Genomic DNA, 13,980 nt, shown 5'->3' with positions numbered 1-13,980 from the left:
TGAATCGCCACGGGTTTAACAGACACCTCGGAGTCATTTAAGATGACTTAAAGAGAGGTGCCCATGAGCGGTAAACGTTATCCCGAAGAGTTTAAAATTGAAGCAGTCAAACAGGTTATTGATCGCGGTCATTCTGTTTCCAGCGTTGCAACACGTCTCGATATCACCACCCACAGCCTTTACGCCTGGATAAAGAAGTACGGTCCGGACTCATCCACTAATAAAGAACAGTCAGATGCTCAGGCCGAGATCCGCCGACTCCAGAAGGAGTTGAAGCGGGTTACTGACGAACGGGACATATTAAAAAAAGCCGCGGCGTACTTCGCAAAGCTGTCCGACTGAGGTACGCCTTTATTCGTGACAACTCCCGTTGCTGGCCTGTTCGTCTGCTCTGCAGGGTGCTGGATGTTCATCCCAGTGGCTTTTACGCCTGGTTTAAGCAACCGTATTCTCAGCGCCACCAGGTAGATCTGAGACTGACGGGACAGATCAAACAGTTCTGGCTGGAGTCCGGTTGCGTTTATGGTTATCGCAAGATCCATCTGGACTTGCGGGATAGCGGTCAACAGTGCGGAGTGAACAGAGTCTGGCGACTGATGAATCGTGCCGGGATAAAGGCTCAGGTCGGGTACCGGAGCCCGTGGGCACGCAAAGGCGAGGCCAGTATCGTATCGCCCAACAGGCTCCAGCGACAGTTCAATCCGGATGCTCCGGATAAGCGTTGGGTAACGGACATAACCTACATCAGGACCCACGAAGGCTGGCTGTATCTTGCTGTGGTTGTTGATCTGTTCTCACGCAAAATTATCGGCTGGTCAATGCAATCCCGGATGACAAAGGACATTGTCCTGAACGCACTGCTGATGGCTGTATGGCGGCGTAATCCCCAAAAACAGGTGCTGGTTCATTCGGACCAGGGCAGTCAGTACACAAGCCATGAGTGGCAGTCGTTCCTGAAATCACACGGCCTGGAGGGGAGCATGAGCCGTCGCGGTAACTGTCACGATAATGCGGTTGCAGAAAGCTTTTTCCAGTTGCTGAAACGCGAACGGATAAAGAAAAAGATCTACGGAACGCGGGAAGAAGCCCGCAGCGATATTTTTGATTACATCGAAATGTTTTATAACAGTAAGCGTCGGCATGGTTCGAGCAATCAGATGTCACCGACAGAATATGAAAACCAGTATTATCAACGGCTCGGAAGTGTCTAGATTATCCGTGGCGATTCAGTAAGCATGGATTACATATCCTGCCCTCACACACCTGGGGAACGAAATAACAACTCCACTATTGTTTACCATCAAAATATTGAGATTGAAAATCGTCATGTCATTCTTATTGATGATGCAATAGAATCAGGTGGTACAATGAAGCGCCTTATTAAATATATCTTAGATAATTTCAATCCAGCATCCCTGTCTGTTGCCGTCCTCTTCGTCAAACCTGGAAGAGTGAATATTCCTGTAAAACAGTATTTTGCCTATGAAATGGAGAGTGATGATCTACTCATTGGCTATGGTATGCCATGGGATAATAAATATCGCAATCGGCCCAATATTACTAAATTAATGAAATAACCAGTCGTGCACTTATGTTAAGTGGGGATCGGTTACGGATAAATTGCCTTTAATGGTTAATTTTCTGGATCACTTTTCTGTGTGCTCGCAGATTCAATTCCCGCCAGCCCCACAAAAACAGTCAGTTAAGAAAAGTTACAACACTGACAGTAGACCGAAACAATGTCCGCTGTTGGCACTGAGCAGTCGTATGAGGAGGTACTGTTTTTCACGTGAAATTTGAATAGTTGAAGGCCATAAGTACTGATGATGAGAGGCTTGAATAACCTGTGTGGCTTTGGAGTGGTTTTACCCCACTTGAAGCGTGATTTGGGGGCATCTTTTGGAGCAGGGACATAAAAAGGGACACATTAATAGCTGCTATAACCCGCTATTAACTGTCCCAGTAATTGTTTATCGTAATGATTTATATGTTTTTTTTTGAGTTTTGAAATGATTGTATTTTGTTAATTTTGCAGAATGCTATTTACTCAGGCTGTGCGTCGGGCGAGTCACACCTGATTGTTAAACTGCGTGATGTTTTTACATTTCTACGTGCTGGAGTCACTTAAATAATTACACAGCAACTTCCATAAGTAATGAGCAGCCGGTGTAAAACGATGATCGGAACTACGCAATACATGCCACTGACACTCTCTGGCAATATGATGATCAATCGGTATTGCCGTCAATTCCCCAGGATAAGAATTTGCATTAGCGGTTTGTTCTGTCATAAAAGCAATCCCCAGTCCCGCACGGCACAGGGCTATTGCGCTGGTAAACAAATTACAGCAGTAGGATGGCCTGAACATAATCGCTTCATCGCGAAACATCGCAGTGAGATATCGCTGAAGCCCAAAATTGTCATGCATAGCAATCAGGCGATGCCGGGAAAGTTCCTGAAGCGTTATTTTCTTTAAATCAGAAATAGCATGATCCTTCCTGACAATGGCACAAATGGCTCCCCGATTATAGCTATATCGTTTAAGTGCCGGTTGCCCAACGGGACCAAATCCCACGGCCATATCCACTTCACCTCTTGCAATGAGTTCCATCGACGTTTCCATGTTGCCAGAAGTGATATCTACAAACACATTCGGGTAGATTTGGGCAAAATCGCTCACGACGTGGGTAATGATTTCCTGGACCATCCCTTGTCCAACGCGCAGCGTAACTGTCCCTCCACGCATATGGCGCATATCGCTGAGTTGCCGCTCAAGTTCATTGCGTTTTTGTTGAGTAATGGCGTAGTCATCAGCCAGTAATCTTCCCGCCTCGGTGAGGACAACGTTACGTCCTCTTTTCTCCAACAATGGCAGCTGTATTGTTCTTTCCAGAAGAGAGATTTGGCGACTGACAACCGAAGGGTTAAAGCCAAGGATGTCGGCGGCTCTGCGGATCCCACCGTACAATCCGACCATATATAAATAACGGATCGCTTTTTCTGGATAGGTGCTCAATGTCATGTTTTTTCCATTATTGTTGACCTGAAAGCAACAATAATAGCATAGGAGCCTGATTCTTTTTCAACCGGGATTCATCACATACTAATGCTAAATACCTATGCGGAGAGTGTGGCAATGAAGAGCGTTGTTAATTACTTACAGAAACATACTGACCTTATCATGGAAGATATCAGCGATTTGGTACTGGCTGAGTCTCCTTCAACTGATAAAGCTGCTGTTGACCACTGTGGTGACGTTTTAAAAGCTATTTTCGAAAAGCGTCTGGGTATACAGGCTGAAACTGAAAAACAGACACATTACGGTAACCAGTTAAAATTTGTTCTGGGAAAAGAGGGCCCGCAAACCACAATTTTGGGGCATTTTGATACGGTCTGGGATAAAGGGGTACTCTCACTTCGCGAAGAAGAGGGGAAATGGTATGGCCCGGGGATCCTCGATATGAAAGCCGGGATGATTCAGTCTATCTGGGCGGTTCGTGCGTTAAAAGAGAGCGGGCATCTCGGTGGTAAGCGCATTGTTTTCCTGTGCAATAGTGATGAAGAACTCGGAAGTCCAAGTTCGAAGGAATGGATTATCCGTAATGCTACAGGATCTGAGCAAGTATTGGTTGTTGAACCGGCGACAACTCATGGTGATTTAAAAATTGCCCGTAAAGGCACTGGCCGTTACCGCATTGCTATCACAGGTCTTGCTGCGCATGCAGGCAATAATCCTGATGAGGGGGTTAGTGCTATTGAGGAAATGGCTTTTCAGATCCTCAAATTGCGAGAGTTGAATGATCCTGAGCGCGGTACCACCGTTAACGTTGGTATTGTACGGGGTGGCAGTCGGGTCAATGTCGTCGCGGATTCTGCCGAATTAGAAATTGATACCAGAGTGGAAAATCAGTCAGAAGCTGCACGGATCCATGATGCTATCACCCGTTTGACACCTCATTTGCAGGGTAGCCAACTCAGGGTTGAAGGAGGGCAAACTCGCCCACCGATGGAACGTTCTTCAGCTTCCGAACAGCTATTTGAAAAAGCGCAAAAGATTGCGGAAATACTGGGCATTACGATTACCGCGAAATCGGCTGGAGGTGGTAGTGATGGAAACTTCACCGCGGCGTTAGGTATTCCTACATTAGATGGCCTTGGTGCGACAGGAGCCGGTATCCATGCGCTCCATGAGCATATATTACCCGTAAATATCGTTACCAGAACCGTACTGGTTGCTGGAATGATGCTTAACGATATTAATTCTGATGATGGGGCATAATTTTAGCTAAATACATCATGCACACTCAACGACATTATTGTTTGTTATCCTCATGTAACCACTGTGGCTATATGGATTATTGATATCTTGACGAATAAATAACGGGAAATATCCATGAGTGCTTTTATTATTGCGATAGTTATTACTGTCGTTGCGGCTTGGTTAATTATCAAGAATTACCAGCCGCAAACTGTTTTGCTGTTAGCGGGGCTTTCCTTGTTAACAATTACAGCCATTTTCTACCCTGAAAAAAGTATCTTATATGGAAATGCAAAATCCACAGGGTCTGTCTGGATTGATATATTTGCTTTTGTAAAAGGTTCATTATCAACGCAGGTAGCAGGGATCGGTTTGATTATTATGGCGGCCGGTGGTTTCGCCAGCTATATGGATCATATTAAAGCTTCAAAGGCCATGGTTGATGTCTGCATTCGGCCGCTGGAGGCTTTAAAAGCACCTTACCTGATCCTTGCCATCGGCTACATTTTTGCGCAATTGCTCCATGTTGCCATCTCCAGTGCTGCGGGCCTTGCAATGTTATTGCTGGTGACATTTTTCCCGGTTTTGGTTCGGCTTGGGGTAAGTAAGGCTGCTGCCGCGGCTATGATTGGCATGTGTGCCTTTATGGATCTTGGGCCGGCCGTTGGCACCGCGAACTTAGCTGCTGAATATGCTGGCATGGAAACAGCACTGTATTTTGCTCATTATCAGATGCCGGTAGCTGCGGCGGTGATGGTTGTCGTTTCTATATTAATCTATTTTACGGCGAAATATTTTGACAAAAAAGATGGACATGTTGTTGCGTCACAATGTGCTGTGCAACCCGAGATTGCTGAAAAAGATGACGTGCCAGCACCTAAGTTCTACGGGTTATTGCCCATTTTTCCTGTCGTTCTGGTATTGGTGTTCAGTCCGTTGGTTGTTGATACCATTAAAGTAGATGTCGTGACTGCAATGGTTATCGGAACTATTGTCGCCTTTATTTTTGAGCTATGTGTAAAACGAAACTTTAAAGAGTGCTGCAAAGGAGTACAAGTCTTCTTTAAAGGTATGGGGAGTATGTTTACCAGTATCGTTTCATTACTGGTATGCGCCGAAATTTTCGCACAGGGATTACAAAAAATTGGTGCAGTGGATTATTTACTCGATGCGACACATAACGCTGGCTTTGGTTTCACCAGCATGACGATTGTAATGGCATGTTTGGTCGGGGTAACGGCCGTACTGACAGGGTCGGGGGTTGCAGCCTTCTTTTCATTTGCCGGTATGGCGCAGTCTATTGCAACAAAATTTGGTATGAACGCCGTACATATGCTTCTGCCAATGCAACTGATGGCTGGGATGGGACGCGCAATGTCGCCTGTTGCCGGTATTATTATTGCCGTCAGTAAATCGGGAGAGTGTTCCCCATTTATGATCGTGCGCAGAACGGTCATTCCGGCACTTGGTGGAATCATAACTATGCTAATCGCTAATACGCTAATTTCCAGTATGTAAGAGTAACTGAATACGGAAGGTTTTTATCTGGATGAACACTATGTTAAATGAAAATGTGGATAATTTGCTCTATATTCCTTACTCAGGTTCTGTTCTACTCGAATCTCCTCTTCTTAATAAAGGAAGTGGTTTTAGCGAAGAGGAACGAGTGATATTCAATCTGGAAGGATTGCTACCCAATGCAGTTGAAACAATTGAAGAGCAATCCCATCGAGCATATCGCCAGTTTAGCGATTTTAAGTCTGCTATTGCACAGCATATCTACCTTAGGAACATTCAGGACACTAACGAAACACTATTCTATTATCTGGTGAATAAACATTTAGCAGAAATGCTACCTATTATTTATACACCTGTTGTTGGCCATGCATGCGAACATTTTTCTGATATTTACCGTAGGGCCAGAGGGTTATTTATCGCATGGCCGGATCGCCATAAAATCGATGATATATTGCACAATGCCACGAAACAGCATATTCGTGTCATCGTCGTCACCGATGGTGAACGGATCCTGGGACTTGGGGATCAAGGTATTGGCGGCATGGGGATTCCAATCGGCAAACTGTCTTTGTATACCGTCTGCGGTGGTATAAATCCGGCAAATACATTACCCATTCTGCTGGATGTTGGAACCAATAATTCTCAACTGCTAAATGATCCTCTTTATATGGGATGGCGTCACCCAAGAATTACCGGGGAAGAATATTTTGAGTTTGTGGATATGTTCATAAACGCGGTTAAACGTCGATGGCCTGAGGTCCTACTGCAATTCGAGGATTTTGCTCAGCAAACGGCACTTCCTCTTCTGGAGCGATACAGAGATGAGATGTGCTGTTTTAATGACGACATCCAGGGAACTGCTGCCGTCGCGCTAGGATGTTTAATGGCGGCAAGCTCAGTCTCCGGTCGTTCATTATGCGAGCAAACAGTTGTATTTCTGGGGGCCGGATCGGCTGGTTGCGGTATTGCGGAGCATATTATTCAGCAGATGATCGCTGAAGGCTTGTCTGAAGTGGAAGCTCGCGCCAGAATTTATATGGTGGATCGGTTCGGATTGTTGACTGATGACCAGGCAAACCTTCCACCTTTTCAGCGACAACTGTCACAGCCTCGAACGATCGTCGAAAGCTGGGGTGTGGAAAGCGAAAAAATGACGCTGATGGATGTTGTTTGTCACGCGCATCTTACGGTGTTGATAGGTGTTACCGGCCAACCAGGCTTGTTTTGCGAAGCTATTATTAGGGAAATGTACAATTACTGTAAGCTCCCAATAATCATGCCGTTATCCAACCCAACTTCACGGGTCGAGGCGAGGCCGGAAGATATTATTGAATGGACAGAGGGAAACGCCATTGTTGCAACGGGAAGTCCATTTAATCCCGTAATATACAAAGGAAAGGAGTATCCCGTTGCACAATGTAATAATGTTTACATCTTCCCTGGTATTGGTCTAGGGTGTCTGGCAAGCCGCGCCACACGAATTACAGAAAATATGTTAATAACGGCAAGCCGAACGTTAGCCTCTTTTTCGCCAATGAAAAGCAATAAAGATTCTCCATTATTACCGGATATAAATAATATTCAGGAGGTAACAAAGGCCATTGCCTTTAGTGTTGGTATTGCAGCGCAACGCGATGGCGTAGCCATTCGTATACCGGAGGAATCATTACGAGGCAAAATTGACGAGATTTTTTGGCATCCGCAGTATCGTCAATACAGACGGACCTCATACTGACGCTAATCAACCCCCTCTCTGGAGGGGGATTGACGCCACTCATCGATAGGGAGGTTGGATTTTGACACAATGCATCTTATTCTCAACGCAAGACACCCTTGCTGACCGATGGCGAAGCTCATGGGATATTAACCCGTTACTCAGGGAAGGCGGCAATGACAGATTATTGGTGGAAAGACCTGGTTGATCGTAATAACCAGTGGCAAGGGTTGGAACTGATCTTCAAAGAAAATCAAAGAACTGAGCCAGCGATGGAAATGCTCAGTGGCCATTTTGGGCGTATGGCATTGCAGCTCGCTGGAGAGCCGTTATTCTGGGCTTCAATGCTTGAAGATCATTCCGGCGTTTGGCTGGTTTTTAATGCAGATCATCCACGGAGCCAGGAGATATTACCTGCGGTAACTTCTGAAGATATTGAACGGATAAAAGCCAAAGGCGAGCAGGTGCGGATCGGCGAATGGTGCCGGTATTTTGTTCGTCAGTTAATGAATGCGCCAACACCATTACTCTCACCGCAGCGTTGGTTGATAAGACCGATGTTACCGATTCAATGTTCATCGCGCTATTCCAGTCCCCAACCCATTGCGTTAGAAAACTGGCGTTTCTCAGCGCCAGAAAGCACTGAAAATATTAACTGCCAGTGGACGCTGTACGGTGAAGATTTCCCAGATCTGACGCAGCCGGAAAACGTCAGATTGCTTGACTGGTGGTGGGGCGGTTATTTGCTGCGGGGGCGTTATGCCATTCAACCCAATACGGGGAGATTAAAATGGTGGCGTAAAAAATGCCGAGAGGGGACGTTGCCGCCGATACTGGTCTGGTATATCGCCGGATTAGGATCTTATGTGATCCTTGATGGGCATTATCGATTACAGGCGGCGATTGAAGAGCAGATCCCCCCTTTATTTCTGGTGTTGAGCGAGCTTAATGAAACGGAATATCCTGCCGATGCTGCCCATCAGGCGCGTATCGTTCAGTCGCTGGAAAAGCAGCTGGCTAACAACCCCAATTACAGTGTCAATGCGGTAAATCAGACGCTGATTAGTCTCTATGACAGACGATATCTTTACGCGTCAACGCATAGCCGCGCTACTCTCGGTGAGGGAACCCAATGGGTTACGGAGGTGGAACGTTATCTGCAAAAACATCATCTTGATGCGTATCGGGACAAGATTTTTCAGCGGGTTAAAGGAGATTGATTTTTACCCTAAATTTTTTCGATAAAACGCGAGCCAGCTTCTGATAACTCCCGGCGGTGGCATTCAGACGGGAGTCATCGTTACTTATCGCTCCTGTTGCAACTCGATATCAGAACACCGGCAAACCCAGTCCTTGCTTCACTTCTCTTAATGTCTGCTGCGTAATCTCGTGCGCCTGCTCGCTTCCTTTTTTGAGCATCGCCATCAGCATGCCTTTATCCTGAATGTAGGTTGCACGCCGCTCGCGCATTGGCGCGATGAGTTCTTGCAAGCACACTTCCAGCTCGTTTTTGCATGTCCGGTCACCCAGTCCACCCCGTTGGTAATGCGTTTTCATTTCCGCCACTTTTGCTTTATCCGGATGAAAAGCATCGAGGTAAGTGAATACCATATTGCCGTCTATTTGCCCTGGGTCGGACACTTTCAGATGATTAGGGTCGGTGTACATTGCGCTAACCGCGCGGTGAATGGTTTCTTCGCTGGCTGACAGGAGCAATGTGTTACCAAGCGATTTTGACATTTTGGCATTTCCGTCGATCCCTGGAAGGCGGCTGGTTTCACTCAGCAGCGCTTTGCAGTGCGATAGGACGGGGGCCGGTAACAGGCTATTCATCTTATGCACTATCTCATTAGTCTGTTCAATCATTGGCAACTGATCGTCGCCGACGGGAACGACTTCGGCTTTGAAGGCCGTAATATCTGCCGCCTGACTGATGGGATAAACCAGAAAACCAACCGGTAACGAGCGGGCGAACCCTTTCTGCGCAATTTCGTTTTTGACCGTAGGATTACGCTCCACGCGAGCCACGGTGACGATGTTCATATAAAGCGCGGTTAACTCTGCGAGAGCAGGCAGTGCAGATTGCAGACAGATGGTGGTAAGTGACGGGTCTATTCCTGCAGCAAGATAGTCGGCAAGTACTTCGGGAATATTGTTGCGGATCTTTTGCGGTGTGCTGCCGTTATCGGTTAACCCTTGTAGGTCAGCCACCAATATAAACTGCTGATAATCGTGTTGCAGCGTGGCGCGCTGGCGCAATGACCCCACATAATGGCCAAGATGCAGCGGGCCGGTGGGACGATCGCCAGTGAGGATGATGGTTTTATTGTTCATGTAAGACTCCTTAGTCATAAAACCGAAAGGGGTCTCTAAATGCAAATAACCGCCTTTCGGCGGTTATTTAAAATGAGGAAAACACATTCTGACCGCCTTTAAGAAGGCAGCCACCACAGGTTGTGATTAAAACCGTTGATATCGTGTTTTGTGTTCATCCAATTAACATACCACCTGGCGTAGAGGTAAAGCAATGCCCGAAGTGCTGGCGCATATCAGCTCGCTTCCAGCATGCCAAAGCTCACAATGCGCGAACGACCTAACTCTTTCGCGCGGTACAGTGCGACATCTGCGGCGCGTAACAGGTTGTCGCTCTGGGCATGCTGCGGGTAACTGGCGACACCTATAGAGACATCCACGTGTCCAATATCGGAAACGCCAAAGCGCAGCGACAGTTCGCGTACGCCGTTGTAGATTTCCGTAGCAAAGCGGTTAGCGGCCTGTTCATCCGTATTGGCCAGCAGTACCAGAAACTCTTCACCGCCGTAGCGGAAGGCCATGCCGCTGTCGTGGACAACGCGCTGAATAGTCGCAGCGATACTTTTGATTACGCTATCGCCAGCCTCATGGCCAAAGCGGTCATTAATACTTTTAAAATGATCGATATCGATCATCAGGCAACTGATTGGTTCTTTGTTACGCACTGCCTGGCTCATCTGGGTACGCAGTGTATCTTCAAGATGATGACGGTTGCGCAGTCCGGTTAGCGGGTCGTAGAGCGCTTTCTCCAGCAGGGCGTCACGCAGACGCTGGTTGGCTAATGCGAGGCCGAGTGCTTCTGCCATCAGCTCCAGATATGCACGGGAGGGGGCTGAATCATCGCTAAGGTTCTGGAATGAGAGCAGGCCGATGGCTTCGCCCTGGGCAATCAGCGGGACGCACAGAGTGTGGTGCTGGCATGACTCTGGCAGATGGTAGCAGGCGATATCGGGTTCACCTTGTACCGGAGGATGACTCTGGCCGCGGCGCACAGCCCAGCATTCGTCCGGGTGGAACGCATCCGCTTTACCCTGCGGAGAAAGCCATTGTGCAACGCAGCGCATTTGCCAGGGTTCCTGGTCCAGTATGTAAAGCCGCCCGGCGATACCTGGAGCAATATTCGGTGCAAACAGCTCTGCCACATTGATGACATCGGCAAAACTCTCGCAGCCTTGCAGACGCTGCGTCATACGCGCCAGCAGATCGCGGATTGCCCAGTCGGCATCTCGCTCTTTCTCCAGTCTCTGACGCGCCAGACCGTTCTCGCGAAATATCCGGATCGCCTGCGCCATGTCGCCTATTTCATCTATCTGGTTAAAGCTGGGCGTCTCAACGGCATAATCCTGCGACGCCAGACGGTTTACGACATCGCTCAAACGCACGACGGGACGCAGGACGCGACGCTTTAAAATGAAACCAAGAACGAATAAAAACAGCAGCGCCGTCAGACCGACCATCACTTCAGAGGCCGTCCGCAGTATGCGGGATGACTGGGTTGCATCTTCAATCGTATTACGTACGCGGTTATCGAGCAGTTGGCGGAAATGATCTATCCGGTCCTGGGCGCGTTCCAGTTCCTGTTCATAGCTTTTCCCATAGAGCAGGGCAATAGCCTGCGACTCTTCTGCGCGTGCGACGCTGGTAAGCGCGGCAGCTTGCTCGTCCTGCAGGGCATCAACAATCTGCAGCCCTTCGTGCAATAGCGCCAGCTCTTCATCCGTTGCTCCAAGGTCCTTGAGCTTCGACAGACGATGCTCAACAGCTTTCAGCGTCGCTTCTTTCTGACGGTAGGCGTCAAGCACCTCAGGATCTTTTGCAATAACATAGTCGCGTGCCAGGTCTGACAGCGACCAGGCATCGAGTTCGACTTCTTCGGTAAGTTGATCGAACTGATAACGCTGTTCTACCACCTGGCGTTCTGTGTTATCGGCGCTGGATGCCATCAGCATGACAACGCCTGAAGCGATGGTCAGGCATACCGTCGCGCTATAGGCCCAGTTGGTGATTGTGGCAATTCGCACTGATTAGTTCCTTCTGCGACGATTAATGAATACGCATGATTGCAATTATAGGAAACGCATGATTTTGCGTGAAAATAAAAAAGGCGGTCCAGAAACCGCCTTCTGTTATCGTCCTGCAATCATAAATCTGGAGGATTTTTTCCTTCTTCCATAAAGGCTTCGTCGATTCCTTCCACGTTACCTTCATGGTCACGCCCGGAAAACAGGTTCCAGCAGGTTATGAATAGTGCAGCAATCAGGGGGCCAATCACAAAGCCGTTAATGCCGTAGATCTCCATGCCGCCGAGAGTGGTAATCAAAATCAGATAGTCCGGCATTTTGGTGTCTTTACCTACCAGCAGCGGGCGCAGGATATTGTCCACCAGCCCAACGATAATCACGAAGAAGCCAACGATAAACAGCCCTTGCCATAGCTGGTGGGTGGCGAACAGGAATATTGCTGCAGGTACCCAGACGATCGCTGAGCCCACGGCAGGCACGAGGGAGAGAAACGCCATCAACGCACCCCACAGAACGCTGCCGTCGATATCCACAATTGCAAACGCGATGCCGCCAAGAATACCCTGAACCAAAGCGACGACCGCCGTGCCCTTAACGGTTGCCCGCGTCACGCCGACGAATTTGGCAAACAGGTGCTGTTTGGCAAAATCAGAAAGGGGTAATGAGTCCAGAATCTGGCGCACCAGATACGGTCCATCCTTCAGTAAGAAGAACAGCAGATACAGCATGATGCCAAAGCTGATAGCAAAGCCGAATGTGCCTTTCCCGATCAGAAATGCACTGCCAGCGAGATATTGCCCGCCTTGCAGCACGACATCGGACAGTTTTTTCTGGATCTGCGCGACATCATCCAGATTGTGTTCTGCCAGAAATCCTCTGGCCCAATCAGGAAGGTACGAAAGAATAGAAGTGACGACTTCCGGGAACTGCGTGTCATTCTGTTGCAGTTTGGTGTACACCACGTTCAGTTCAATGGCCAACGATGACAGGATTACCATCAGCGGGATAAAGACAATCAGACAGATAATGACGATGGTAATCAACGATGCCAGCCCGTTGCGTTCGCCAAGCGCGCTACGTAGTCTGTTTTTTACCGGGTTAAAGATAGTCGTTAATATCGCGGCCCACAAAATGGCGGAAAAGTAGGGGGACAATACATCGAAGAACGCCCAGGTCACGAGGGCAAGTATGAAAATGAAGAAACCTTTAGTCAGTCCGTTAAATCGCATTAGTGAACCCTGTAATGAGAAGCAGTCCCGACTATAGAACCGTTCAGGGGATTTACCAACTTTAGCTGCAGATATTTAGAATAAAGATGTTGCACTAAGGCTACATTCTTATTGTCCTTGCTTCACTGGCGGGAGAGCTATCCTCGCCTCAGTTCAAACTTAATCTTAGACATATACGAATTCCTTCTTTTCAACGATACTCTTATGTCTTGACTTCAAATAAGCAGCGTTATTACAGCTCTTCAGACAGATTCAATATCAACGTCGAATAATTTTTCGATATCCAAACTGCACCTTAATCAGTCCGGCGCATGGCAGACCGCCTCAATATTATGGCCATCAGGTGCAATGACAAATGCGGCATAGTAGTTTTCGCTATAGGAACGTAAGCCAGGTGCTCCGTTATCCTGGGCTCCCGTGCGCAAAGCAGCATTGTAAAATTCATCAACTTGCTGCCGGGTTTTTGCGACAAACGCCAGATGCAGAGGAGCCGGCTTGTCATTTGTCTGGAACAGACAAAGTGAAACATTCTCGGAGCCCATTTCAACACCGTAGCTTGGTGTGCCTTCATCGATGAGTTCTACGCCAAGCGGCTGAAGCGCGTTGAGAAAGAAAATTTTACTTTTTTCGTAATCACTTACACCGATTTTCACATGATCGAACATTCTTTATTCCTCATGAAGATATGAACAAATAAAGAGTATATAAAGAGATTGAAGTCGCATTCACGTAAGAACCTGTCAATGTGATGAACATCAATTTAGAGATCTATATATCTACAGTACCTGCCTTTGCTGCTTTAATTGGATTCTTTGATTGCCTGGTTTGTATCCCGCCTAAATATTCATTAGGAATGGCACATCAGTTTTGTTAATTTTTTACTCTTACAACAAGAATGGATTTAAGGAATTGAGTAGATCGTTCCTG

Annotated in this window: 11 protein-coding genes; 6 read left to right on the top strand and 5 right to left on the bottom strand. The window is 47.5% G+C overall.

What is annotated here, in order from left to right:
- Positions 1-63 precede the first annotated feature (63 nt).
- Both OGY33_RS08670 and OGY33_RS08665 read left to right on the top strand, forming a co-directional pair.
- Positions 64-1,211 (top strand): IS3 family transposase gene (locus OGY33_RS08670; RefSeq protein ID WP_191238548.1). Its coding sequence is split into 2 segments (ribosomal slippage): positions 64-301 and positions 301-1,211, totalling 1,149 coding nucleotides; the frame shifts between segments, so codons are not numbered across the junction.
- 24 nt (positions 1,212-1,235) lie between these two features.
- Positions 1,236-1,577 carry a phosphoribosyltransferase gene (locus OGY33_RS08665; protein WP_191238547.1) on the top strand — a complete coding sequence of 114 codons (342 nt, stop codon included), beginning with the start codon at positions 1,236-1,238 and terminating at the stop codon, positions 1,575-1,577.
- A 530-nt stretch (positions 1,578-2,107) separates the two neighbouring features.
- Here the strand turns inward: OGY33_RS08665 and OGY33_RS08660 are convergent.
- On the bottom strand, positions 2,108-3,022 hold the full coding sequence (locus OGY33_RS08660; RefSeq protein WP_191238546.1) for a LysR family transcriptional regulator: 915 nt from the start codon (positions 3,020-3,022) through the stop codon (positions 2,108-2,110).
- Between the two features lie 114 nt (positions 3,023-3,136).
- On the opposite strand from OGY33_RS08660, the gene OGY33_RS08655 reads away from it, so the two are divergent.
- From OGY33_RS08655 to OGY33_RS08640, 4 genes are all read left to right on the top strand, one after another.
- The gene (locus OGY33_RS08655; RefSeq protein WP_191238545.1) at positions 3,137-4,279 is read left to right on the top strand and encodes a M20 family metallopeptidase; all 1,143 of its coding nucleotides are present in this window, start codon (positions 3,137-3,139) and stop codon (positions 4,277-4,279) included.
- Positions 4,280-4,393: 114 nt separating this feature from the next.
- Entirely contained in the window at positions 4,394-5,776 is a 1,383-nt protein-coding gene (gene dcuC, locus OGY33_RS08650) for a C4-dicarboxylate transporter DcuC (RefSeq protein ID WP_149607183.1), read from the top strand.
- A gap of 40 nt (positions 5,777-5,816) precedes the next feature.
- Positions 5,817-7,511: an NAD-dependent malic enzyme gene (locus OGY33_RS08645; RefSeq protein ID WP_191239021.1), complete on the top strand. Its 1,695-nt coding sequence runs from the start codon at positions 5,817-5,819 to the stop codon at positions 7,509-7,511.
- A gap of 155 nt (positions 7,512-7,666) precedes the next feature.
- Positions 7,667-8,710, top strand: a complete 1,044-nt coding sequence (locus OGY33_RS08640; RefSeq protein ID WP_191238544.1) for a ParB/Srx family N-terminal domain-containing protein — start codon at positions 7,667-7,669, stop codon at positions 8,708-8,710.
- Positions 8,711-8,819: 109 nt separating this feature from the next.
- On the opposite strand, the gene trpS is transcribed toward OGY33_RS08640, so the two are convergent.
- From trpS to OGY33_RS08620, 4 genes are all read right to left on the bottom strand, one after another.
- Positions 8,820-9,824, bottom strand: coding sequence for a tryptophan--tRNA ligase (gene trpS, locus OGY33_RS08635; RefSeq protein ID WP_048214282.1), 1,005 nt, complete (start codon positions 9,822-9,824; stop codon positions 8,820-8,822).
- Positions 9,825-10,039: 215 nt separating this feature from the next.
- Positions 10,040-11,824, bottom strand: coding sequence for a diguanylate cyclase (locus tag OGY33_RS08630; RefSeq protein WP_191238543.1), 1,785 nt, complete (start codon positions 11,822-11,824; stop codon positions 10,040-10,042).
- Between the two features lie 119 nt (positions 11,825-11,943).
- The gene (locus tag OGY33_RS08625; protein WP_003832733.1) at positions 11,944-13,053 is read right to left on the bottom strand and encodes an AI-2E family transporter; all 1,110 of its coding nucleotides are present in this window, start codon (positions 13,051-13,053) and stop codon (positions 11,944-11,946) included.
- Positions 13,054-13,352: 299 nt separating this feature from the next.
- Entirely contained in the window at positions 13,353-13,718 is a 366-nt protein-coding gene (locus OGY33_RS08620) for a VOC family protein (RefSeq protein ID WP_048214280.1), read from the bottom strand.
- Positions 13,719-13,980 lie beyond the last annotated feature (262 nt).

It is taken from the genome of Citrobacter sp. Cpo032 (assembly GCF_030332975.1).
In the GTDB taxonomy this organism is placed as follows: Bacteria; Pseudomonadota; Gammaproteobacteria; order Enterobacterales; family Enterobacteriaceae; genus Citrobacter; species Citrobacter portucalensis.
This window is presented reverse-complemented; position numbering and strand designations above follow the sequence as displayed.

Excerpts from the sequence above, each read along its gene's own strand:
- OGY33_RS08665 (WP_191238547.1), top strand. The coding sequence starts at position 1,236 with ATGGATTACATATCCTGCCCTCACACACCTGGGGAACGAAATAACAAC.
- OGY33_RS08660 (WP_191238546.1), bottom strand. The coding sequence starts at position 3,022 with ATGACATTGAGCACCTATCCAGAAAAAGCGATCCGTTATTTATATATG.
- OGY33_RS08655 (WP_191238545.1), top strand. The coding sequence starts at position 3,137 with ATGAAGAGCGTTGTTAATTACTTACAGAAACATACTGACCTTATCATG.
- dcuC (WP_149607183.1), top strand. The coding sequence starts at position 4,394 with ATGAGTGCTTTTATTATTGCGATAGTTATTACTGTCGTTGCGGCTTGG.
- OGY33_RS08645 (WP_191239021.1), top strand. The coding sequence starts at position 5,817 with ATGTTAAATGAAAATGTGGATAATTTGCTCTATATTCCTTACTCAGGT.
- OGY33_RS08640 (WP_191238544.1), top strand. The coding sequence starts at position 7,667 with ATGACAGATTATTGGTGGAAAGACCTGGTTGATCGTAATAACCAGTGG.
- trpS (WP_048214282.1), bottom strand. The coding sequence starts at position 9,824 with ATGAACAATAAAACCATCATCCTCACTGGCGATCGTCCCACCGGCCCG.
- OGY33_RS08625 (WP_003832733.1), bottom strand. The coding sequence starts at position 13,053 with ATGCGATTTAACGGACTGACTAAAGGTTTCTTCATTTTCATACTTGCC.
- OGY33_RS08620 (WP_048214280.1), bottom strand. The coding sequence starts at position 13,718 with ATGTTCGATCATGTGAAAATCGGTGTAAGTGATTACGAAAAAAGTAAA.